Source organism: Nocardia pseudovaccinii, assembly GCF_050942345.1.
GTDB lineage: Bacteria > Actinomycetota > Actinomycetes > Mycobacteriales > Mycobacteriaceae > Nocardia > Nocardia pseudovaccinii.
The window spans coordinates 132953-156225 of the sequence record NZ_CP192074.1 but is presented as its reverse complement, the minus strand read 5'-3'; the positions used below and the strand labels follow the sequence as shown (position 1 = coordinate 156225).

Sequence of the window (23273 nt, the reverse complement as noted above, 5' to 3'; positions counted from 1 at the left end):
CGAGCTCACCGCTTGGGTCGGCGCGGCGGCTCGTATTGGTCGTTGGCGGCGATGTCGAGGATGACCGCGTCGAGGTGGGTCCTGGTGATCTTCTCGCTGCCGTCGCTGATCGCGTCGTTGGCCGCCTCGTAGATGAGTTGATCGAGACTGCCGATCATGCCGCTAGTGCGGGCGTGCAGGTAGGGCGCCAGTTCGATCAATGTTCCCGCCGTGTGATGGTGCAGACGCAGTGAATGTTCCATCGTGGCAACAAGTTTGATCCAGTCACGTTTGGCCTCGGCGGTGTGGTGGGCGAACGGTTCGGTCGAGACCGGGATGAACCGGCCGGCGATCTGGCGACCGCGGACCCCGGTGAACAAACTGGTCTCGGCGAGGTCGAGCCCGGCATAGACGAACGTCGCCGAGATCGTGTCGAAGAAATACTTCAGCTGATCGGAGGCGTCTTTGCCCTTGCGGGTGGTCAGGTCGAGACGATGGATCTCATCGACGAGGACCAGCCCTGTGCCCGCGCGGCGCATCACCGCCGCGACGGTGTGGGCCAACGCTTGGGGGCTGTCGTGGCGCCCGACCGGCAACCCCAGGAACACCGCCATCTCCGCGGCCAACGCTTTGGGGTTGGCATCGGGCGGGACGACGATATAGACAACCGGAATCCGGTCGGGGATGCCAGGATTGCGGCGCTCGAACTCGACCTGGAACTTCTTGCCCAACTGGGTGATCGAGGTCGACTTGCCGGTGCCGCTGGAACCGGAAACGATCAGCCCGCGACGGCCCAACTGCTTGCCGCGGTTGTTGATGATCAACTTCGAACCGGTGTGGATGATCTTGCGGATATCGGGGGTGGCGACCAACAGCAGCGAGGAGTGATAGTCCTGGCGGGCGTCGTCGTAGACTTCACGCTCGAGCCCGTCCAGCTTGCGCCAGTCGGCATCGGAAAGCAGCTGCGGCGGTTCAGGGTTGGCCTGAGCGATGAACGCCGACCAGCCCTGTTTGGTGGCCAAGGGATGACGCGAGTAGAGCATCGATTCACTCACCAGCGGACCTCGCGATCATCGAACGGGTCGAACATGCCGAACGGCACCACCTCATCGGCGGCGACCTCCACCGATTCCTCGACGGAGCCGCCGGTGGTGTCGGTGGCCGCGGGCACCGCCAGTGGTGGTGGCGGTGGGTCGGCGGGCCAGTCACCGATCGACGCGGTCAGTTCGGCAGGCAGATGGTTGGTCATCGCCCGGGTGGACACGGTGCGCGCCAGAGCGCGCGTCGCGTGCGGGCCGGCTTCGGCGCGGCGCAGCAGCGCTGCCAGAATCACCGCCACCGCCATCTCGTTGGCGTCGTCCACGCCCCGATCGGCAGCGATCTTGCGGGCCGCGCGCCACGTGAAATCAGCGAACGGTTGCCCGACGACACCCTGATGGGTCCAGGGAACGGTGAACCAACCTTTGCCGCGGTGGTTGCGCACCCAGATCCGGGAAACGTCATAGGGGTCGTAGTGGACCTCCCAGCGCCCGCCCCGGCTGGCGACACCCGAACTCTGCCGCGCCCAGGGCCGCAGTTCGGGACTGTTGTAGGTGCGGTAGTCGATCTGGATCCCGCCGTCACCGATCGCCCGCCAGTCCGCGGGCAGCAGTTCGATGTAGTCCTGACCGGTCAGGGTCACCGGAACATACCCCGCCGCCGCGACCATCGCCGCATAGAGGTCATTCGGTGAAATCGCCTTATCAGGAGTGAACGGATGACGCAGCCCCTCATGCGGGCGCGTCTGCCACCCGGCCAGAACCCACTCGTCGAACAGTTCCTGCAAATCCGGCAGCGACCAGACCGCGCGTTCGCCGACATCAGCACCGCGCCGGGTGACATCGCGGCCGGTGTAGCCACTGACATGCTGACAGAACAACGTGTTGATCGAGGAGAACGTCCGCTCCACGATCGCCTTGGACCGAGTCGTCGAATGCACCCGATGCCCCTGATACGCGACGTGTTGTGCGTGTAACCCATCCCTTCCATCCGTGGTGCGGGCGGGAGTTCGAGTTCGTTGCGCTGCGCAACAACTGGGGCGAGGACCGGGTGTGCTTCCACGACGAGCGCGGCGAGTTGAAGTCCCTGCCCACTGCCTGGACCGACGCGGCCGAGCCGGACCCGTTCGTGATCATGGCGGCGGGCCGCTGCGCGTTCCGGGTCGGCGATCTACTCGCCCTCGCCGTCATGATCTCCCAGCTGCACTCGGCGTGATCGGCCTGTCAATCAGACTACGCCGCGAGTGTCAGGAAGATTATGCCGAGAGGTTGGATAGCGTCCGATACATTCTGAGATGGCAGGCAGTAATTCCTTGATATGACTGGACTTTCGTAGTGCTTCTCGGCTAGCTTCCTTGATCGTGTTGACAGAATCCTATTGACACATGGAAGGGTGGAGGTTGGCGTGGCCAAGCGGCGTGAGGATCAGAAGGCGCGGGCGTTGCGGGAGTCGCGGACGCTGAACCCGCGCCCGGAGGTAGTGTCCGACGAGCGGTTCGCGTCCTCGGAGTTCTTCGACGCGCGGGACATGGTGCAGGTCAAGTACGAGATGGTGCGCCGCGTCGAGGTCGATGGCGTGCCGGTCGCCCGCGCGGCGGCGGCGTTCGGGTTGTCCCGCCAGACCTTCTACCAGGCCGCTGCCGCGCTGGCCGAGGGCGGCCCGGCCGCCTTGGTGCCCGGCAAGCCCGGCCCGAAAGGGCCGCGCAAGCTCACCGCCGAGGTCATCGACCACTTGGAGGAGCTGCTGGCCACCGACCCTGCCAGACGGCCTGGCGAACTGGCCGAGCGGATCGAGCAGCGGTTCGGAATCCGGGTGCACCCGCGGTCGGTCGAGCGGGCGCTCGAGCGCCGCCGCACCGAATTCGAGGAGGGACCCAAAAGCGGCCCCTGAACCCGCGCGGGGCGAGGGCGCCGCGGAACGATACGAGCGGCTGCGGCGGGCCGTGTTGTCCGGTCGGCCCGGTGGGCACCGGCTGGGTTGGGGTGTGCTGGCCGGGCGCGGCATGGCCGCCTGGCTCACCACGCAACAGCAGATCCTCGTTGCCCCGCAACATAATTCGCGAGATATCCCTGTCAGGCAAGCGATCGTGCCATCAGGCCGGACCGATGAGTTGGTTCGGGTGATGGCCGGCATGGCGCTGGCTTGCCTGCGCGCACCACACGATCAAGGAGCAGTTGATGCACACCCTCGCCGCGAACGCGGCAGGCAAGGTCGGCCACGAGCACCTGCGGCGTGACGCCTACCTCTATGTTCGCCAGTCCAGCCTCAAGCAAGTGCTGACCAACACCGAGTCCGCCACCCGGCAATACGCGTTGCGCGGCCGGGCAGTGGCCCTGGGCTGGGCCGAGTCGCAGATCATTGTCATCGACACCGACCAGGGCCAGTCCGGGGCCTCGGCTGCCGACCGGGAAGGCTTCCAGCGCCTCGTCGCCGAGGTCGGTATGGGCAGAGCGGGGATCGTGCTGGGCCTGGAGGTGTCCCGGCTGGCCCGCAACAACACCGACTGGCACCGGTTGCTGGAGATCTGCGCCCTGACCGGCACCCTGATCTGCGACGAGGACGGCCTCTACGACCCCGCCGACTTCAACGACCGGCTGCTGCTCGGCTTGAAAGGCACGATGTCCGAGGCCGAACTGCACTTTCTCAAAGCGCGGCTGCGGGGCGGTCAACTATCCAAGGCCCGACGCGGTGAGCTGGTCATGCCGCTGCCGGTCGGCCTGGTCCGCGACGGCACCGGCACAGTCACCCTCGATCCCGACGCCAGCGTCCAAGGCGCGGTGGCGCGGGTGTTCGACACCTTCGACGCGACCGGGTCCGCCCTGGCCGTGGTCAAGGCATTCGCCGCCGACGAACTGTTGTTCCCCCGCCGCCTGGCCACCGGGCCGCGCAAGGGCGAGCTGTCCTGGGGCGAGCTCGAGCACTCCCGGGTGCTGCAGGTGCTGCACAACCCCCGTTACGCCGGCGCGTTCTTTTACGGCCGCCACGCCCACGCGCGCAAGCCCGGCGGCGGGCAGAGCACCCGCGTGCTCCCACGCGAGGAATGGACCGTGCTGATCACCGACGCCCACGTCGGCTACATCGGCTGGGAACGGTTCGAGGCCAACCAAGCCAGACTGGCCGCCAACGCCACCGCCCACGGCACCGACCGCCGCGCCAGCCCACCCCGCGAGGGCCCCGCCCTGCTGCAAGGACTCGTGATCTGCGGCAAGTGCGGTGGCCGGATGACCGTCCGCTACCACCAGCGCAAAGACCAACTCACGCCCGAATACGTCTGCCAGTCCGAGGGCATCGCGCGGGGCAAGGCGATCTGCCAGCGCGTCCCCGGCGCCTCGATCGACGCCGCCGTCGGCACACTGCTGCTGGACACCCTCACCCCACTGGCCCTGCAGACCGCCCTCGCGGTCTCCGACGAACTGGCCGCCCGCGCCGAGGAAGCCGACCGCATCCGCGCCACCACCGTCCAACGCGCCCAATACCATGCCGACCTCGCCCGCCGCCGCTACCTTGCGGTCGACCCCGCCAACCGCCTGGTCGCCGACCAACTCGAAGCGGCCTGGAACGCTGCCCTGCGCGAACTCAACGACGCCACCGAAACCTACGAACGCGCCCACCACAGCCACAACGGGCCCCTCGACCAAGCCCAACGCGACGCGATCACAGCCCTGGCCGCCGACTTCCCCGCCCTCTGGAACAACCCCAACACCCCGATGCGCGAACGCAAACGCGTTGTCCGCCTGCTGATCGCCGACGCCACGCTCGCCCGCAACGACACCACCATCACCGTCCACATCAGACTCCGCGGCGGCCAGGACCACACACTGACCCTGCCAATCCCGTTGGCCTCCTGGCAGATCCGCCAAACCCCCACCGAAGTCGTCACCGCCGTCGACACACTGCTCGACGAACACACCGACTCCGAGATCGCCGCCATCCTGACCAACCAAGGACTCACCAGCGGCACCGGAGGACCCCTCCACCTCGGCATCATCCGCCACATCCGCCACGCCTACCAGCTACGCAGCCACACCCAACGACTGCGCGACCAGGGACTGCTCACCCTCAACGAGATCGCCCGCCACCTGGCCATCAGCCCCAACACCGTCAAGACCTGGCGCAACAGCGGGCTGCTCACCGGCAAACGCGCCAACGACAAAGGCGAATACCTCTACCAACTCCCCAGCCCCGACCTCGCCCGACCACGACCCGGACGCCCACCCCGCAAACCAACCCCCGCCACCACAACAACCACCGCATCAACCACAAGGAGCGCAGTATGAAGCCAGAGGTTTGTCCGTGGCCGTCAACTGGTGGGCAGGCTGAACCGAGATGCCCAGGGTGTCCGCCGCCCGCAGGAACACCTCCGACAGAAACACCTTCCCGTGATCGACCACCACGGTGTCCGGCACGATCACCGGTTTGGCCGCCGCCAACGCCAACCGCGCATCCAGCGACACCATCCGCCGATGCGGGATCCGCGACGCCGACATCGCCAACGCCTGATCCCATCCCGGGCGCATCGGTTCGGGAACCATCACCCGCGCCAGGATCAGTGCCGCGTCAACGGCTTTCGCCCCGACCGGGCGCAGCACCCCCGCGCAGATGGTGCGGGTGGCGATATCGATCGCCAAAACCAGCTCCGCGCGCCCGATCACACCGTCGTCCATCACCGCCATCACATCCAGCGGTGTCGCATCCAACTGCACCTGCTCACCCGGCCGCGCCGCCAGCGTCGCGGTGTAGACGCGGTCGGGTTTGTTCGCGCTCTGCCGACGCGTCACCGCCGACCCGAAAGTGTGGCGCCCCTTGGACAACACATCCAGCAGCCGATAACACGTCGCCTGCGACGGCATCGCCACAACACCTTCACCGTGCTCATCATCGAGCAATTGCCGGATCTGACGGATAGCACGGGTTTTCGTGCCCGTCGACGTCCCGGTCTGCGCCGCGACGACCGCGGTCGCCGCCGCCACCACCCGCGCATCCACCTTCCCCGTCGGTGTCAACGTCCGGACGTAGCGCGAATCGACCACACCCCACAAACCCTGCTCGCGGTAGCGCCGCCGCATCCGCTGAACCGTGCGGGCACTGGTCTTGCGGCCCGCCGCAGTCAACTCCGCCGCCTTCGCCTGCTCCCGCGCGGTCAGCGTCTGCGTCACCGGGTCGTACTCGGCCCGCGCGGTCGCCGCCACCCCAGCACCCGGCGGTAGGCCCGTCTCGACTTCGATGACGTGGCGTTCCCATTCCCTGGCCTCGGCCAGCACCGCCTCCGGCAAAGTGTCGAGCAGGTTGAACGGTTCGACCTTCGGTGCCGGACCCGACCCGACCAGCTCGAAATCCGCCGCCGCCAACAAATACGGCAAGGCGACCACACTCGCCTCCCCAGCATCCGACAACAACCGGATCCGGGTGCCGGAGATGGCGACAACGGTGTGGCCCATCCCGCCGAACACCACCTGATCCCCCACCGACAGCACACTCGGTCGCTCCATCACCGACCACCCGCCGACAACAACCCATCCGACAGACTCGCCACTTCCGACAGATCCGCCACCTTCGGCGCGACCCGCACCAGCGTGCGATGCGACAACACCACCGCCAGATCCGCCACCAGCCACCGACGCCACAACAAGTGATAGAGCACCGGCAGCGTTCCCAACGGATCACCCGCCGACTCCGCGCCATCCATCAACAGCCCCGGCCCCTCGAACACCGCCAGCAGCCGCGCCGCCACCTGCTCATCAAAACAACGCGGATGCCGATACCCCGCCAGCCAACGATGATTCGCCGCGACCACCGGATCCACACGATCCCACACCGCGTACTCCCACCCCACCAACTCACACGCCCGCGCCGTCGCCGCGAACGCCTCACGATCACGCTCGGCAATCAACTCGAGCGGACGCGAGTCCAGCACCAGCACCCGCCCGTCCTCGAGACGCACCAGGAAATCCGGCGTGTGCCGTCGCGAACCACCGTCCCCACCCACCCACATCAACCGAAACGGTTGAGACACCAGATCGACCACCGCGGGATCGAAGTCCAACGCCACCAGATGATCCCGCTCCACCCACGACTCGAACCCGATCCGCCGCCCCAACGTCGCCGACCAATACCAGCCAGGAAAGTTGCGTTGACCCCGATACGAAGGGAACGACCGCACCGGCGCGGCGATCTCCCCGACCACCTCCGGCAGCGACCGCCACCACACCCTGCGCTCGACACCGGCCCCCGTCACGAACACGGCCTCGAATTCGTCAGCGGCGCAGCTTGTCTCAACTCTCCGTCCCAGCATCAGACCATCCTCGCCACATCAGCTGAGAATCCGCCACCCCACCGCCACATCACATGAGAACTCGCCACATCACATGAGAACTGACAATAGACAAATATCCACACACCCTCAAATTCCCCCTCCACACGCAATTACAACAGGCAGACCTTTTGCATCGAGGATAACGATTAGATAACGACCAGGGCTTTTGGTGGATTTGCCACTAAATAGGCGAACTTCAACCCTAGCTTTTATAGCAGACATCGTGCTTCCTGGATGTATGACCGCGACACTTCATAAGGTTGTCGCTGGAAACGGCTACCTCTACTACCTCCGCAATGTCGCCGCGAATGATGCCTCGGCTCGCGGCCGGTCCAGCCTGGCCGACTACTACTCGACGCGTGGTGAGTCACCGGGGCGCTGGCACGGTGCAGGCTTGGCCGCGTTGGGGATTCAGCCCGGCGAGGAGGTGACCGAGGAACAGATGAACGCGCTGTTCGGGCTGGGTCGTCACCCGAACGCCGACCAGATCGAAGACCGCGTGTTCAACGAGGAGATGAACAAAGGCGCCAAGCTCAAAGACGCCGAGCGGGCAGCCGACAATGCGTCACGGTTGGGGCATCCTTTCCGCGTCTATTCCGATGTCAATGAATTCCGGAAACGATGCGCGCAAGCCTACGAAGCACACAATATCGCGCACGGTTCGGACCCTAGTGACGCTATTTCCGACGACGAACGCGCACAGATTCGCAGCACAATCGCGACGAAAATGTTCACCGAACACTACGGACGCGCACCCATGGATGCACGTGAATTGTCGGGCTGGATCGCACGCAACTCACGACCACAGACGACGGCCGTCGCCGGTTTCGACGTCACGTTCAGTCCGGTCAAGAGCGTCTCGGTGTTGTGGGCGATCGCGCCGCGAGAGGTCGCGGAGAAGGTCGAAGCCGCCCACCATGCCGCCGTAGATGACGCGGTGCACTGGTTGGAGCACAACGCAACGTTCACGCGGCTGGGCCGCAACGGTGTCCGCCAAGTGGATGTCGAGGGCCTGGTCGCGGCCCGGTTCGCGCATCGGGAAAGCCGAGCCGGTGACCCTGACCTGCACACACATGTGCTGATCGCCAACCGTGTCCGCACCACCGACGGGCGGTGGCGGACCCTGGACGGTGCGATGGTGTACCAGGCAATCGTCACCGTCTCCGAGATCTACAACACCCGGTTGGAGATGCATCTCGAAGAAATGGTCGGTGTCGAGTTCGCCGAACGTCCCGGTATGGATCCGTCGAAACGTCCGATCCGTGAAATCGTCGGCGTCCCTGAACGGTTGAGCCAGTTCTGGTCCCAGCGCGACGCGGCGATCACCCAGCGGCTCGGGCAACTCACCACAGCATTCCAACGCAAGTGGGGACGCGAACCCATACCCGCGGAGCTGTTCGGATTGATGGACCGCGCGACGCTGGAAACACGCCCCGACAAGCAACAACTACGCACACTCTCGGAACAACGCGCCGACTGGCGAGCCCAGGCCCTCACCCTGCTGGGCAGTCGGGAAGCGTTGGCACGCATGGTCTCCACCGTGCTGCACCCACCGCACCACGCGCGCCCTGTGGCGGATGCGGCATGGATCGCACGCACCGCCGACTACGTCCTCGAGACGATCTCAGCGCAGCGATCGACCTGGCAACGCCGCCACATCCGCAGCGAAACCGAACGCCAACTCCGCGGCCAGATACACCTCGAGGACTGCGAACGCGTCGCTGAAGCGGTAGTGGCGCAGGCATTGTCACCGACATCGGCCATCGCTCGTGGTGATCCCGACATCGCCGATCAACCGCGACTGCGCGCGGTGCCGATGATGTTCGCCCGTCGCGACGGCTCCAGCGTGTACACCACCGCAGGCTCCCAGATCTACACCTCAGCACAAGTACTGAGCGCCGAACAGCAGTTGATCGACCTGGCGGTGCAGCCCGGTGGCCGCCCATTGCCGAAACCTATCGTCACGCAAGCGGTTCGCGCCTACAACAGCACGAACCCGGACAGACCGCTCAACGCCGGTCAGATCGCGGTCGTGGAGGGCTTCGCCACCTCAGATCTGCGCGTACGCACAGTCGACGCACCGGCCGGTTCCGGGAAGACAACAGCCATGTGTGTACTCACCGACGCATGGCACGCCAACGGTGGCACGGTCGTCGGACTCGCTCCCACCGCCGCAGCCGCATCCGTGCTGGGCGAGTCCATCGGCGCACGCGTCGAGACCATCGACAAACTCCTCGACGTCCTCACACGCCACACCCCCGCACCCCGGGACAGCGACGCGAACCGGTTACCGCCGTCGCTGCCGCAATGGGTATTGCAGATCGACCAGAACACGTTGGTGATCATCGACGAACACGTCAAAGTCGGGAACCTCAAACGCCTACGCCTGCTGCAGTTCCTCGCGTCTCGGGACGCGACGATCCGCTGCCTGGGTGACCCGAAGCAGTTGCCCTCGATCGAAGCCGGCGGCGCCCACACCGACATGAACGACGCCGCCAACACCCACAACCTCACCCTCGACCACGTCGTCCGCTTCACCTCCCCCGCCGAAGCATCCGCCAGTCTGCTTCTGCGCGAAGGCGATCCCGCCGCACTCGGCTTCTATCTCGACCACCGTCGCATCCACTCCGGCAGCCCCGCCACCACACACGACGACGCCTACATCGGATGGAGTTCCGACCACTCGAGCGGCCGCGACACCATCATGCTCGCCCCCACCCACGACATCGTCCGTGAACTCAACCAACGCGCCCGCGACGATCGAATCGCCTGCACCGGTACATCAGTCGGGCCGGAATGCGCACTCGCCGACGGCCTGTGCGCATCGGTTGGTGACACGATCGCCACCCGCCGCAACGATCCACGACTGCATCTTGCCGACGGTGATTGGGTTCGCAACGGATACCGGTGGATCGTTTCCCGCGTTCACGACGACGGCAGTCTGACCGTCACGCGCCTGCGTTCGCGTCGCGAACTCGGCAATACGGTGACACTTCCGCCGCAATATGTGACCGCACATGTGCGCCTCGGGTACGCGATGACGATCGATTCCGCGCAAGGCGTGACCGCCGATACGTGTCACGTCGCGCTCACCGGATACCAAACCCGCGCACAGTTCTACGTCGCGATGACCCGCGGCGCGCACGCAAACCACTGCTACCTACCAACAACATTGGACGCCAGCGAAGGATCTATCTTCACCGAACCAGCAGTATTTCCGCGCACCGCGGTGGAAGTACTGCTGCGCATCCTCGGCCGCGACAGCCCACAGAAGTCCGCGCATACCGAACTACGGGACGCACTCGATCCGTACCGACGGATCGGCCGCGCGGTCGATATCTATATCGACGCGATCGGCCTCGCCGCCGAACATGCCCTCGGCCCAGACGAACTCACTCAGCTCGACATCGCTGCGGAAGCATTGCACACCGGGCTCACCGACACCCCCGCCTACCCGATACTGCGCCAGCACCTGGCGACAATCGCACTGACCGGTCGCGATCCGATCGCCGCGCTACACACCGCGGCCGCGAGTCGGGAACTCGATACCGCCGATGATGCTGCCGCAGTTCTGGATTGGCGACTGGATCCAACCGGCACACATTCGTGTGGTGTCGGGCCGCTGCCGTGGACACGCGGACTACCCCACGCACTCGACGACATCGACGCCGGTCATCTGTCCGCCCGAGCGCGGATCGTGACCGACCTCGCCGACCAGATCCGAACCGACACCGCTACCTGGTCTACGACAACCGCACCGCATTGGGCGCGCCCAATCATCGGTAGCGACCGCCAACTGCTCGCCGAGCTCGCAGTCTGGCGGGCATCCCTACACATCGACGACCGCGACCTGCGCCCGACCGGACCACCACGCTATCCCGTGCTCGAACGCGAACACCAGCAGCTGCTCGATGCCCGCGTCATCGACGCCATCGGCGACATCCATCTACCCGTCAACCGGTGGTCACCACTGGCCAAACAACTCGACGAACGCATCACCAGCGATCCATACTGGCCGGTCCTCGCCGACAAAATCGACCACGCCGACCGCGCCGGAATAGACATCGAAACACTCCTCAGCGACGCCGCAGCCCTACGACCGCTCCCCGATGAAATGCCCGCCGCGGCACTCTGGTCACGCCTGGAACTCCAAACCCCCACACCCAACATCAGCGATAGACCATCCCGGACCGCCGACGAGCCCCCAGTTCTCGACGAACACACCACCGAACAGGCCAGTACCGATCCGCTCCAACCTCACGTTGGGGCAGCCGTCGACCACACACCCGACACCGAACTCACACTCGACGCGCTCGGGATGCTCAATGATGCCGAACTCGAACAACACATCGACGAACTCCACCTACACATTGCCCTCGCCGAAACCGAAGCCTTCATCTACCACCCGTACATCCCAGCCCTCGACGCCGAACGCGAGGCCGAGGCGGCCGCACGCCATCAGCAGGCAGCTAAACAGGCCATCCGCGACGCGCAGACCAGCATCAACGAACTCCGTGCGGCCGAACAATCACTGCAAGCCATCACCACCGAACTCGACCACGCCCGAACCACACTCAGCTCCACACCCGCCTATCGACGTGGTCAACGCCGCGCACTCCACACCCAGATCACAACCCTCCAAACCGAACAACAGCACCGCACCCACGCCCGAAACTCCGCGCACACCACCGCACGCAACGCCCAACGAGACGCGCTCCTACTCGCTGGCCCCGCCGAGGACTGGGAACACATCCTGGCCCAACCCATCACCGAGCCGACATCCACCACACCATCCGAGCCTGCCTACGCCGACACACTGACGGCCGAATATCAGCAAGAACTCGACCAACTGCAATCCGAACAACACCGACGCACCCAACTCACCGCCACCCAAACCGCCGCCGAACAACGACTACGCCAACAACACAACGCCCCCGAGGACGACTCCTGCGACTACTTCGACAGCCCTGTCGAACCTCACTATCCGCAGCCTGACCACGATCTCGGTCTGTAACGAAGCTGCATCGACCACCTACTGCGCGCGCCCAAGCGAGATCGCCGCATCGAAAAGCCCCCGCGTCCAAAACATTTGGCGCAAAGCCCGTGATCGCAGTACGGCGACACAAATGACCAGCTCACAGCCTCCGGACTAGCGAAGTCGCAGCCGATCAGGTTTCATGGTCATAGGGAGAATCGCAGACAGGGCACAACCGAAGCGATAACTCCATGCATACAAGCGGTTTCCAGACGCACGGATCACCGATCCGCGTCCACCCCAGCTTCCATCCCGTCACCTCGAACGCAACGGTGCCCGCACCGCTCGCCGATATCCGCGCGCGCCCCACGGCACCCGTTCCATGCACCCATCGTGTGGCGAATCAGGTTGCCGCAGATGGATAGTCACTCACGCGAACAGTCGGCCAACACCAGCGCCGAGGGATCCCCGCCACACGAACCCACCTACCCAGTCGAGGTAGGCGCACAGGCTCTCGGCAAATCACGACGGTGGTACCTCGCACAACTCAGAGCGGGCAACCTGCCCGGCCACAAAGCAGGCCGGACATGGTTCCTCACCGCCTCCGACATCACCGCCGCCATCGAGCAAACCAGCAAACCAATCACGCCAATCCGCCGACCACCCCATAGACCGTCACCAGAAAACGCGACAGACCAGCCGCGCCACCCTATCCACCGGCGACGACCTCGACGACGAATCCCGCCGCAACAACACACCTGATGAGCACCCTGCAGCGCCGAAACCGGCAGCGCCGCAGGGAAACGGCACGGCCTGGAGGGGACCGCCAGGTGTTGCCCTGCACCTGCCCCCAGGCCGTGCTCCACCACCCGAAACGCAGCACAGGATCGCCGAACTCCCACCACCCGCATTGAATTTGCGCTGGTTCCGTACGACTCAGTCGTCACACGCCATCACGGACGAACCGGCAGGTGCTCGAACGCGGAGACCATCTGCCGATGACCCAAGAACCCATCGAGGAATACGCTCGTCGAGCCGGTGTCGACCGGGCATCCGCGTACACATGGCCAGTTCCGCCGTGACGTGCGCTAGTTCAACGACGTGGAGGCCAGCGCAAGCACCGAACGGAGACATATCGCAATGGCCCCAGCGCATTTGCCGACGAACAGGCACTACTACAGAACTTGATGCACGAGCGCGGCCACATCGACCAACGACCTGCGACACGAAGAGCCACCGATGAGCGCCGCCACCGAAACCATTGCCCGCGCGATCATCCGCGATCACGGTCGGCTACTCGTCGCACGCGAACGCGGCAAAACACGGACCTTCCTCCCCGGCGGACACGTCGAACCCGTCGAATCCGCACTCATCCGCGAACTCGCCGAAGAACTCGGAACCGCAGGCAGGATCACCGCCTTCGCCGGTGTAATCGAGCACAGGTACACCGATCGTGGCAACGCACACCACGAAATCAACCTCATCTTCGACGCAGAACTCGACGCCACACCGTCCAGCCAACAAGACCACCTCGAATTCGACTGGCTCCCAATAGACCAGATCGACACCACAGACCTACGCCCCAGCGCTCTGAAAGCCCTCATCGCCAGCGGCAACACATCGTTCTGGCACAGCTGGAGCGACGACAAATAACGCGGCCGCGGTCAGCAGGCCTCGATCCGACGAGGACGAACCACGGAATCACGCCCAGCGGATGCAACGCGGCGGCGGAACGAATCAAATCCCGCGACGAACCGCCTACGCCCGAAGAGGCATCGTGGACCGACCTCCACGACCTACTCATGCAAAATGACCTGAGCGACATCGAGGTTGTCGAGCAGGTGGCAGCACTATCCCCTAATCGAGCTGAACCGGGACAACGAACGATACGAATTGCGCGACACCGCCAAAGTGCCGCTCAGCTCACCTCGGTCCGAATCTCGCCAGTGCCGCGCGATGTAGATCACAGCGACCGATCTTCCCCGCCGACGTTCGAAGAGCCGGAATGCCCTGTCGCGTAGCCAAATACGTGACGCGTGAGAGGCAATACCGCACATATCTGAACCGACCGCCGCACTCGGACTGGCGAATCCGCGTCCAACACGCTTTCATTGTCATAGGGGAAGACTCGCGGATCGGCCTGTAGCGAGGTCACAACTCAATGCAAACAAGCGTTTTCCGGACGCAAAGGTCACTATCCCGCGTCTGGCCAGATGCCTATCCCTCAGAATCGGCTGCAGCGCCTCCCCTATCGCTCGCCGACACCGACGGGCCGCCTTCGACCTCACACCTGCGACGGTCTCACCCTGCATCCAATCAGGTTGTCGCAGATGGATAGTCGTCCAAATGAACCGTCCACCGAAGCCGGTCACGAGGTATCACCCCCACACGAGCCCACATACCCAGTCGACGTAGGCGCGCGGGCTCTCGGCAAATCCCGACGCTGGTACCTCACACAGCTCAGAACAGGCAACCTACCGGGACATAAGGCAGGCCGGACGTGGTTCCTCACCGCCTCCGACATCACCGCCGCAATCGACCAAACCAGCAAACCAACGAAACGGCTCCCCCGCCCGGCCCGCACGCCCGCACCAGAAACGATCGACGGAGCCGACTACCCCGAACAGCGACGACCACGCCGACGGCCTCGCCGACGAATTCCACCCCAGCACAACACCTGATGAGCACCCCGCCGCGCTGAAAGCAGACAGCGCAGCAGGGAACAGCACGGTCTGGAGGAGACCGCCAGGTGTTGCCCTGCACCTGCCTCCAGGCCGTGCCCACCAGCAACAACGCATCTGTCCGTTGCCAGTTGATCCGGTGTGTGGTCGCGCAGATGAACTGCGATACATCAGGTATGGGCAGATTGTCGCGATCGGTCTCTGCCGGATTGGTGACCTGCAGCAGCGACAGGAGTTCGAGCAGCCGGGCTGAGGTCTCCAACACACGACACACTCTTCCTCAAACCTAGGGCAGAAGCTGTCCTAGCTGGGTCTTAGTGTGATTCTCATGAGCACAGAGATCACCGCCTTCCGGATCGTTGTCCCCCAAGAGCAGCTCGACGACTTGAATCGGCGATTGGACGCCACCCGCTGGACCGACGCGGATCCCGGTGCGGGGTGGCGACAGGGCATCCCGCTCGACTACACCAGAGAGCTGGTCGACTACTGGCGCAACATTTACGATTGGCGGGCCCAGGAGGCCCGACTCAACTCCTTCCCGCAGTTCCGCACCGAAATCGACGGCCACGACGTGCATTTCATCCACGTCCGATCGGCAGAACCCGACGCATTGCCGTTGGTGCTCACGCACGGATGGCCCGGATCGATCGTGGAATTCCTCGATGTGATCGGGCCGTTGACGGACCCGGTGGCCCACGGCGGCAAAGCAGAGGACGCCTTCCACGTCGTCGTGCCCACCATCCCCGGCTACGGCTTCTCCGGGCCTGCCGTCGGCTGGTCGACCGCACGGGCCGCGCAGGCATGGGCGGAACTGATGCGCCGACTCGGCTACGACCGCTACGCCGCGCACGGTGAAGACACCGGCGCCGCGATCTCCCGACAGCTGGCGGTCATCGACGCCGAACACCTGGTCGCCGTGCATCTGACGATGATCGCCTCCGCCACGGTCACCCCGGAGACCGCCGACCTCGACAACCCTGCCGAACGGCGTGCCCTCGAGCTGGTCCGGCGCGCCCAATACGAACTCGGCGCCTACGCGATGCTGCAGGCAAGCCGCCCCCAGACCCTGTCCTATGCCCTCGCCGATTCACCGGTGGGCCAATTGGCCTGGATCATCGAACGCTTCAAGGACTGGACCGACTCCACCAACGCACCCGAAGACGCCGTCGACCGTGACGCAATGCTGACCAACGTCATGATCTACTGGCTCAACGGTACCGCGGGATCGTCGGCGCGCTACTACTACGAAGGCGCCGCCACGTGGGGAGCGTCGGAACCCGAGACCGACGTGCCGGTCGCCGTGGCGGTGATGCCGCACGACCTCGGTATCCCGGTCCGCCGCATCGCCGAACGTAACCACAACATCGTGCGCTGGACCGAATTCGACCGCGGCGGCCACTTCGCCGCCATGGAAGAACCCGACCTCATCGTCGACGACCTGCGCGCCACGTTCCGCGAATACCGCAAATAGACACGGAATCTCGGCGATCCACGGCGAACACGTCGGACCGGCCAGTGGCGATGACAAGTTCGCCGTGTACAGCCGACCCGTGTGCCTCACCCTCCGAGGCCAGGCGGGTGTTCACGCCCAAGCCGCCGACGTCATAGAAACCTCCCACAGCACCCTCGTCATCGGCACCACCCGACCGTGTTCACCAGACCGCCACTCAACGGCGCGAGAACACCGCCAATTTCCGCCGCGAGTCACAGTTCTGCCCCTTGGTGGACACTCGTCCGTTGCCGACCCCGCCGATCGGATCGAGTGCATCACCGTCGAGGACGAGCGTGGCGGCCGGTCGAAGGTATCGGTCATGCCCGGACTGTACGAGAAAGGTCTGGCACTTGTTGGACACCAAGGGTTTTCGACACGTTTTTCAGACACTCGCGGCGCGAGGCCGACCAGGACTTCCGGTCCCGGCGGCCCGGTGTCGATAAAACGAACGTTTCACGACACGGACGGTCTTGCCGTGTCCGTACCATTGGCAAGTGTTTACGGCGCAAGTTTTGGTCGCAGCGCCCGCTGCCGCGGTAGCTCTGTTCACCCTGTGGAAGACCATCCCCTCGACCCGCCGCCTTCACATGCATAAGGCAGAGCGTCTCGCCAAACTCGTCGAGGCGGCAGGCGATGACTGCCCGAAGATCCTGAAAGTGAAGCTGGCGCAGGAAGTCCACTGGGTCGCTGCAACGTATGCGATCCGCCTACGGGGCTCCGACTTCAGATTTGCCGTCTACGTCACCGCGGGGAACATTGTCTTCGTAATCGGCTGGGTGCTCCTCATCTCGTGGCTGCTCGACGGATCGATGGCGTTGTTCTTCGCACTGGGCTTGCTGGCTGGGGCGTTGAGTTTGGTCATCGACCACCCTGTCGAGAGGCTTCGGGACTGGATTCTCGTTCGGCGGACCCTCTACGCCCTTCTTGGCGGTCGTGGCGACATTCCTCAGATACCAAGGCCTTCACGCCTCTTCGGGATCGGAGTACCCCCGCTGTGGGACGTGGACGACTGGGTCCTCAAGGTCTTTGGTATCGAGCCGCACCCATCGACAATCAAGGCCAACGACATGACCGCACTGCGCGCCGAGATCGAGAACTGGTCGAGACGCCGCCGCTGGTACACGCGCTGGAAGAATTGAGCACGGTGGCGTTTGTTGTGGTCATCGACGCGACTTGATGTCGAGTCAACACGTTGAGTGTCGAAAAAAGATCAATTCTCGACACCGCCGGTGGCGCCGCCACAGGCCCGGGACGCTGCGCCAAGCCCAGCGCCCGGGTGCCGCGAGGCGGATTCACGACGGAAACCAGAAACTGACCAGCGCTCCCGCTGGGAAGGTGCCTACATCACTGCGAAGATCCTCGAACACCTCCTCATGCGCATGTGCGATCGCCTTCGCTCGGGCCTCTTTCTGGTCCACCGGAGGAAGACCCACGGGTTCGGCAAGAACCCCGGCGAGCTCAGCATCCTCGAAAGCCGCCTCGACTGCGGCCGCGTGCAAGGTCCGGCACTGCTCTGGTTCCTCCTTCACGTTCAAAGCTGCGAGCGCAGTCAGAAAGGCCAGCGGCCGATTCGGATCCAGTGCGCGCTCACCACTCAGGTATCGGGCGATCCAATCCGCCGGAACCTCATGAGGGTTCCCCGTCCGCGAGGTGGCCAGGATCCACGCCCACTGCCAGGCGTAGGTAGCTCGCTGGAACTCGTTGATGTCGACCATGTCGATGTCCTTCCCGTCGGTGCGCTCACTGTCGATCACGCGGTTCGAGGAAGAAGGTAGAGAGCAGGGGTGCAGAATGTTGCAGTCCTCAATCCAGGATCGCCAATCATATTGGGCTACAACATATCTAGAGGACGATTGCCCCAATGCCGGATGATGTTGGTGAAAGTGATCCAGCTCGACACCCGGCCGTGTCAGCGCCCTGGCGCACCATGGGGCCATGGGTACGCACGAGGCCACCAACGCGGCCAATGCCGAGGCCGCCCGCGCCGCGGGATGGCCAGAACTCACAGGATTCGATCGGCAAATCCCTTGGGCTATCACCATTCGCGCGGACAAGATGCGTGCATTCGACGCCGAAGTCGATGAGGCGTCGATGTCCGACGCTGACCGGTCCTCCGGGAGGCGCTTCTTCGCCAGACCCAAGCCAGCGAATGGATCGATTGCCGCTCTCACCCTTGGCAGGCGCTAGCCTTGCGCTGGCTCACCCCTGACGAGCGCGCCGCCCTGCTCGCAAGGGGTGCGGATCGTCGCTGACGGTCCGCCGGATTCTCGGGCTCAGTTCCAGGGGGTCGGCCCGGTCTGTGATTCCCACGCTGCGAGTGCTTTTGCTGGTATGAGCAGGATCCCGGCCTTGGCCGCGTACGCGCGTGCTTGCGAGGTGAAGGTGTGCGCGGTGGTCACCACGGCCGCGACGTCGGCGCCGTGGATGGTGTGCGCGGTTCCGCCGAAGCGCTGAACATCTTGGCTGCCCACGCTGCGGCCGTTGCGGTACCGCTTGGCCTGCAGCACGATTCGGTGGCTATCCGGTGCCCGCGCGATCACGTCGGCGCCCAGATGGGGTGACCGTAAGGAACGTGTCACCAGGTACATGAACGCTCCCGAAACCCGGTCGAGAGGGGTTTGGGGTGGGTCGTTTTGATCGACCCATTTAACGACCCCAGAACACGCCACCTAGCGACCCACCTGAAGCTCTGGGGACCTCACCAGTCCGGACCCCGGAGTAGGGGCCGCTACGAGTCCGCTGCCGGGAACCCCTACCGGCGAAATCAGTCGCGAAGCGAGGTGACCAGCATCGCAATCCCGGCCCCGGTGAACAGGACGGTGACCCCCGCCAGAACGAAGAACTCGAAATTCGGCTCCGCCCCGTTGGCAAGCAGGGTCGGCACGAACACTCCGAGCGGCACGGCTCCGGCGAAAGACCACGCGGCCAGCCGGAAAGCCCCCATGAACACCCCCACCGTCTCGAACCCCCCTGCCAGCGCCACCCCAACCCCCACGAACGCCAGCCACAGCCACCACCCCAGCCGCCCGGTCTGACGCGGGTTGTACGAATCAGACTGCCCGTCGATGACGATTCCGACGACCTGCCCCTCCCACACCCGCAGCGTCGCCTGCCCACCTTCCCGGGCCTTCCCGAAAAGCTCGCCGTTCACGTCGTGCGAGTGCTTCTCCCCGTCGCGCACCCAACTGATCTCGAGGTGATTCGTCGTGCTCGTGCTGGTGGTCCCATCGCTGTTGTGCTGGGTGGAAGTCGTTGTGTACGTACGCCTCTCGGTTACGGTGACGACCTCTTCGTCGAAGCAGCTCCCTACGCGCTTCTCACACGCCACCTGATGCCGATACTCCCGCGTCTGATGAAACGGATCCACGGCATGCACCAGCGCGAACACCGCCAGCCCGCCTCCGACCAGGAACACCAGCACCCGACCAACCATCGCCCCTCCAACCAGCTTCCGATGACGCGCCTGCAGCAAGTTCGATCCCGCGCTTCCCCGAAGAGCCTCCAACACTACTGCCGCGGGCTCTCCGACATGCCGGAGTCCCTTACCCCAAGCAAGGAACTTTCGACTCCGGGTCCGCGGCGTGACACCAGTCGGGGTGACTCGCCGAAAATCCAACGATGTTCGGCATAACAAGACGTCGAGATCCAAACCGACCAGCTGCTCGCCCTCGCCGTACCACGCGAGCGGATCTTCATCGACAAGGGATTCTCCGGCACCACCCGCTGCAACCGCACCGGCCTGGACAACGCGCTCACCGCGGTCACCTCCGCCGCCGCAGCGGTCACGGACCGGCAAGTTGTGCTGACCACAACGAAATTCGACCGGTTCGCGCGCAATATGGCCGAGGCCGGCGAGATCCTGACCAGTCTGCGCCAGCGCGATGTCCTGTTCGGGCTCGGCAGCCAGATCTACGACTGGGCCGACCCGTTCGGCAAACCGTGCCTGCAAACCCTCGCCATGGTCGCCGAATTCGAGGCCAACCTGAACCACCTGCGCACCCGCGAGGGCATGGCCAAGGCCCGCGCGAAAGGCCGCCTCAAGGGCAAGCAGCCGAAACTGCCTCTCGCCGCATGGAAGACGATTCACCGCCGCTACCACGACCCCCACGCGACGCGAGCCTTGCCGACCTCGCCCAGGAATACAGCGTCGGCCGCTCCACCATCCACCGCATCATCAGCGGAGCCGCACTACGCGCGTAGCGCTCATGTACCTGGTGACACGTTTCTTACGGTCACCCCCTATGCGCTGGAATGGTCGCGGTGTTCCATAGCAGTCCGGCGCGCCGCCGTGACGCGCGCGCGGTGCTCGATGCCACGAAACGACGCGGCCTGCGGCAATGACGCCCGGATCGGGTCAGCGATTCCGTGCTTGTGTTCAGAAAACGATCGGTTCTCAACGCTTACTCTCGTGGCGCTGCGATCGGTGGCCAGTAGGTCAGTTGACGATTCCGCCCGTTGCCCGGATGACAGTGCCTCTACGCACGCGCCAGGCGGGCCTTTTCGACGGTGGTCTGCTGGCTGCTTCAGTCGTGCGCTGACCGAGATCTCCCTGGCGCCGCTGGTGGGCGGGAGCCACCAGGGAGATTCTCTGGTTATTTCCGGCGGGTGATCCGCCGTGTGCCGCTCAGCGTGCCGAGCACCAGACCGAAGGTTTCGACGGCCAGCTGCCAGTCGGCGAGCAAGCTGAACGAGGCCACTGGCGAATGGGAAGCCGACAACAGGCTGATCTCGGCGCAGATGTCGCCCCGGGACCTGATGACACCACCGTGTATTCAGCGCGTCGATGCCTTCGTCGAGCTGTATGTGCAACGCACCGGCAAGGACCGCGCACCGGTCGACCGGGAGCTGAACACGCTGTATCAGGCCGCGTGGACCCACCGCGAGACGGTCAGGAAACAGGCAGTCGAGGAAGCGGTGAAGTCTGGCCGGCGCGCACCCGGCCACGAACAGCTCCATGAACAAGAGCAGACCATCGCCGTACTGCGGGACCAGCTGCAGGACAAGGAAAACGAGCTGGCGCGGGTGCGTGACAAGATCCGCGAGCTGCGGGCCGACCGTCAGGCGCAGATTGAGCGGGCGCGGACTCTGGAGACCGAAGTGACGGACTTGCGTGCCCAGCTCGACGCTGCCACCGACGAACTGGGCGGCGTGCGGAACGACCTCAACAACTGGAAGCAAGAGCTCGCACACTTCGAGAAGAAGCTGCTCAGGACCGAGTTCGAGCGTGATCAGCAGGAGGGTCGGATCGCCGATCTCGAGGCTGGTACCGCAGACACCCACGACACAGTCCGGCAAGACATCGCCACAGACTCTTCGATAGTCAGGGCGAACATCGCCGACATCGATCGAGGGCTCCGGCTAGGAGCAGAGCCCTCAACAGAATCCATTCGAGAGTATCGACAGATGGCCGTGTCGCTGATGATCTTCTCTGGCCTCCTCGCGGCCCGACTCCTGTAGGTGTTCTGGCTACCCCTCCTCACAGGGTCCTTCGTGCCGAGTGGCGAAGTGCTCCGAGAAGTCGTCTACCAGCATCTGTATTCTCTGCTGACGGCACTCATCGGGGCTTGGTCCCTCAGCGTCTTCAGAAGGCGGGCGGCGCCGACTCCGGCGCGGGAAACAGGTCGCGACCTCAAAGAACCGGGCTTACCACCCGACCATCGCTCGAGACGTCCTGCCACACCGCCCACAGCCGAGCGTGTCGAAAATTGATTCTCAACACCGCTGCTAGGTGACTACGAGGCCGCCGCCACAATGGGTGGCCAATCCTGCGGTTCGATATCGGCGGGCTTCTGCTGTCCGATAATTATCGGCTTGCAGCCCAACTCTTTGCTCGATCGAACGGTTGGTATTTGTATCAGTGTTACGTTGAGCAAAGGAGAATGACGGTGTCCGAGCGAAACTCCCGCTCCAGGAGATCGGTTGTGGTGATCGCGGCCGCGGGGCACACTCTCACCGCCGCGTCCGCGTGCAGTAGCGTCGTCGACCATTTCAACAGCCCCTACGATCCCGGTACTGCCAAGGTCGGCGACTGCTTCGGTGGAAAGCACCAGGCTATCGGTGGAGGCACGAACCTGAGCAAGACGGTGTCCTGCGGGAACCCCGAAGGGTACTACCAGGTTTCGGCGGTCCTCGGCAACGGCAAGAGCGCCGAGTGCCCCTCCGACCGCAGCCCGGAGGGCTACTTTTCCGGGTGGTGTCGATCGAGGCTCGTACAACACCAATTACTTCGAGACCGGCGAGAAGACTTTCTGCCTGCTCTGGCACAAACCGAGTTTATCTGCGATCCCACGTTGTCCTGACCAGCGTGAATACCCTCCAATGAATCCTGAAGCTCCGGCTAGGTGCCACATGTCGATTTATGCTGCAGGGTTAAAAATGTTTCTCAACAACGGTTTTGAAAGGGTTTGCCTTGCATCCACGTGTTCTACGGACATCAAAGAGAGCGGCTGCGGTCGTAGCTACGCTCGCAGCTGTCGCGGGTTTGACTCTGGCTGGCGCGCCCAACGCGGCTGCCGACGATCGGGCCACGTTCGACCTCACCTTCTATGCGACCTACTACCGCGGCACGATCGAATTCTCCAACCGGTCGGTCCTCATCGCCGGGAACCTCAGAGGACTGAGCACCGGTTGCCGCCGGGGATGGGCTACCCCAAGCGGTAGCGACGGGACGCCCTTGGGCCCTCCCCACAGTACGAGCCTCGCGTGCACGGGGCCCGTTTATCGGGAGATCCCGCTCACGGCAGACGTGCCGGGTGGAGCCGGCTGGGTCGATGTCTGGCTCTTGGATGAGGCCGG

The 23273-nt window shown here is 64.5% G+C and carries 19 protein-coding genes; 11 read left to right on the top strand and 8 right to left on the bottom strand.

Translation table 11 applies throughout. The features are described 5' to 3' along the window. Nucleotides 1-5 precede the first annotated feature (5 nt). Nucleotides 6-1034, bottom strand: a complete 1029-nt coding sequence (locus ACQPZ2_RS00720; protein WP_433523822.1) for an ATP-binding protein — start codon at nt 1032-1034, stop codon at nt 6-8. Then, on the bottom strand, nt 1031-1957 hold the full coding sequence (locus ACQPZ2_RS00715) for a Mu transposase C-terminal domain-containing protein (RefSeq protein ID WP_433523821.1): 927 nt from the start codon (nt 1955-1957) through the stop codon (nt 1031-1033). The genes ACQPZ2_RS00720 and ACQPZ2_RS00715 overlap by 4 nt, the downstream gene beginning before the upstream one ends. A gap of 26 nt (nt 1958-1983) precedes the next feature. Between ACQPZ2_RS00715 and ACQPZ2_RS00710 the strand changes: the two genes are divergently transcribed. The 3 genes from ACQPZ2_RS00710 to ACQPZ2_RS00700 all read left to right on the top strand — a co-directional run bounded on the left by ACQPZ2_RS00710 (nt 1984) and on the right by ACQPZ2_RS00700 (nt 5294). Next, complete coding sequence (locus ACQPZ2_RS00710; RefSeq protein ID WP_433520634.1) at nt 1984-2232, top strand: DUF5372 family protein; 249 nt, start codon at nt 1984-1986, stop codon at nt 2230-2232. A 189-nt stretch (nt 2233-2421) separates the two neighbouring features. Beyond that, nucleotides 2422-2907, top strand: a complete 486-nt coding sequence (locus ACQPZ2_RS00705) for a helix-turn-helix domain-containing protein (protein ID WP_433520635.1) — start codon at nt 2422-2424, stop codon at nt 2905-2907. 287 nt (nt 2908-3194) lie between these two features. Continuing rightward, nucleotides 3195-5294, top strand: coding sequence for a recombinase family protein (locus tag ACQPZ2_RS00700; RefSeq protein WP_433520636.1), 2100 nt, complete (start codon nt 3195-3197; stop codon nt 5292-5294). On the opposite strand, the gene ACQPZ2_RS00695 is transcribed toward ACQPZ2_RS00700, so the two are convergent. Continuing rightward, a complete protein-coding gene (locus ACQPZ2_RS00695) occupies nt 5271-6506 on the bottom strand; it encodes a hypothetical protein (protein WP_433523820.1) in 1236 nt (411 codons plus the stop codon). The genes ACQPZ2_RS00700 and ACQPZ2_RS00695 overlap by 24 nt on opposite strands. Next, entirely contained in the window at nt 6506-7309 is an 804-nt protein-coding gene (locus tag ACQPZ2_RS00690) for a TnsA-like heteromeric transposase endonuclease subunit (protein WP_433523819.1), read from the bottom strand. Before ACQPZ2_RS00690 ends, ACQPZ2_RS00695 begins: the two co-directional genes overlap by 1 nt. 190 nt (nt 7310-7499) lie before the next feature. On the opposite strand from ACQPZ2_RS00690, the gene mobF reads away from it, so the two are divergent. Both mobF and ACQPZ2_RS00680 read left to right on the top strand, forming a co-directional pair. Beyond that, nucleotides 7500-12344 carry a MobF family relaxase gene (gene mobF, locus ACQPZ2_RS00685; RefSeq protein WP_433523818.1) on the top strand — a complete coding sequence of 1615 codons (4845 nt, stop codon included), beginning with the start codon at nt 7500-7502 and terminating at the stop codon, nt 12342-12344. Between the two features lie 1200 nt (nt 12345-13544). Further along, complete coding sequence (locus ACQPZ2_RS00680) at nt 13545-13958, top strand: NUDIX domain-containing protein (RefSeq protein WP_433523817.1); 414 nt, start codon at nt 13545-13547, stop codon at nt 13956-13958. A gap of 870 nt (nt 13959-14828) precedes the next feature. Here the strand turns inward: ACQPZ2_RS00680 and ACQPZ2_RS00675 are convergent. Beyond that, on the bottom strand, nt 14829-15251 hold the full coding sequence (locus tag ACQPZ2_RS00675) for a hypothetical protein (RefSeq protein ID WP_433523816.1): 423 nt from the start codon (nt 15249-15251) through the stop codon (nt 14829-14831). 63 nt (nt 15252-15314) lie between these two features. On the opposite strand from ACQPZ2_RS00675, the gene ACQPZ2_RS00670 reads away from it, so the two are divergent. Beyond that, a complete protein-coding gene (locus ACQPZ2_RS00670) occupies nt 15315-16457 on the top strand; it encodes an epoxide hydrolase family protein (RefSeq protein ID WP_433523815.1) in 1143 nt (380 codons plus the stop codon). Nucleotides 16458-16972: 515 nt separating this feature from the next. Further along, the gene (locus tag ACQPZ2_RS00665; protein ID WP_433523814.1) at nt 16973-17617 is read left to right on the top strand and encodes a hypothetical protein; all 645 of its coding nucleotides are present in this window, start codon (nt 16973-16975) and stop codon (nt 17615-17617) included. A gap of 153 nt (nt 17618-17770) precedes the next feature. Here the strand turns inward: ACQPZ2_RS00665 and ACQPZ2_RS00660 are convergent, their stop codons facing one another. After that, entirely contained in the window at nt 17771-18340 is a 570-nt protein-coding gene (locus ACQPZ2_RS00660) for a hypothetical protein (protein WP_433523813.1), read from the bottom strand. A 73-nt stretch (nt 18341-18413) separates the two neighbouring features. Here ACQPZ2_RS00660 and ACQPZ2_RS00655 point away from each other — a divergent pair, with 73 nt between their 5' ends. Next, on the top strand, nt 18414-18665 hold the full coding sequence (locus tag ACQPZ2_RS00655; RefSeq protein WP_433523812.1) for a hypothetical protein: 252 nt from the start codon (nt 18414-18416) through the stop codon (nt 18663-18665). Between the two features lie 86 nt (nt 18666-18751). Here ACQPZ2_RS00655 and ACQPZ2_RS00650 read toward each other — a convergent pair whose 3' ends face one another. Together ACQPZ2_RS00650 and ACQPZ2_RS00645 are read right to left on the bottom strand one after the other, a co-directional pair. Further along, nucleotides 18752-19057, bottom strand: coding sequence for a restriction endonuclease (locus ACQPZ2_RS00650; protein ID WP_433523811.1), 306 nt, complete (start codon nt 19055-19057; stop codon nt 18752-18754). Nucleotides 19058-19242: 185 nt separating this feature from the next. Next, nucleotides 19243-19911 (bottom strand): hypothetical protein, encoded by a 669-nt coding sequence (locus ACQPZ2_RS00645; RefSeq protein WP_433523810.1) that lies wholly within the window; start codon nt 19909-19911, stop codon nt 19243-19245. A gap of 210 nt (nt 19912-20121) precedes the next feature. On the opposite strand from ACQPZ2_RS00645, the gene ACQPZ2_RS00640 reads away from it, so the two are divergent. The 3 genes from ACQPZ2_RS00640 to ACQPZ2_RS00630 all read left to right on the top strand — a co-directional run bounded on the left by ACQPZ2_RS00640 (nt 20122) and on the right by ACQPZ2_RS00630 (nt 22777). After that, nucleotides 20122-21087, top strand: coding sequence for a recombinase family protein (locus ACQPZ2_RS00640; protein WP_433527705.1), 966 nt, complete (start codon nt 20122-20124; stop codon nt 21085-21087). Further along, nucleotides 21084-21935: a hypothetical protein gene (locus ACQPZ2_RS00635; RefSeq protein ID WP_433523809.1), complete on the top strand. Its 852-nt coding sequence runs from the start codon at nt 21084-21086 to the stop codon at nt 21933-21935. Before ACQPZ2_RS00640 ends, ACQPZ2_RS00635 begins: the two co-directional genes overlap by 4 nt. Before the next feature lie 464 nt (nt 21936-22399). After that, nucleotides 22400-22777 carry a hypothetical protein gene (locus tag ACQPZ2_RS00630; RefSeq protein WP_433523808.1) on the top strand — a complete coding sequence of 126 codons (378 nt, stop codon included), beginning with the start codon at nt 22400-22402 and terminating at the stop codon, nt 22775-22777. Nucleotides 22778-23273: the final 496 nt, after the last annotated feature.

Coding starts and splice junctions, on each gene's coding strand:
- ACQPZ2_RS00655 (WP_433523812.1), top strand. CDS start 18,414: ATGGGTACGCACGAGGCCACCAACGCGGCCAATGCCGAGGCCGCCCGC.
- ACQPZ2_RS00670 (WP_433523815.1), top strand. CDS start 15,315: ATGAGCACAGAGATCACCGCCTTCCGGATCGTTGTCCCCCAAGAGCAG.
- ACQPZ2_RS00700 (WP_433520636.1), top strand. CDS start 3,195: ATGCACACCCTCGCCGCGAACGCGGCAGGCAAGGTCGGCCACGAGCAC.
- ACQPZ2_RS00695 (WP_433523820.1), bottom strand. CDS start 6,506: ATGGAGCGACCGAGTGTGCTGTCGGTGGGGGATCAGGTGGTGTTCGGC.
- ACQPZ2_RS00690 (WP_433523819.1), bottom strand. CDS start 7,309: ATGCTGGGACGGAGAGTTGAGACAAGCTGCGCCGCTGACGAATTCGAG.
- ACQPZ2_RS00680 (WP_433523817.1), top strand. CDS start 13,545: ATGAGCGCCGCCACCGAAACCATTGCCCGCGCGATCATCCGCGATCAC.
- ACQPZ2_RS00645 (WP_433523810.1), bottom strand. CDS start 19,911: ATGGTTGGTCGGGTGCTGGTGTTCCTGGTCGGAGGCGGGCTGGCGGTG.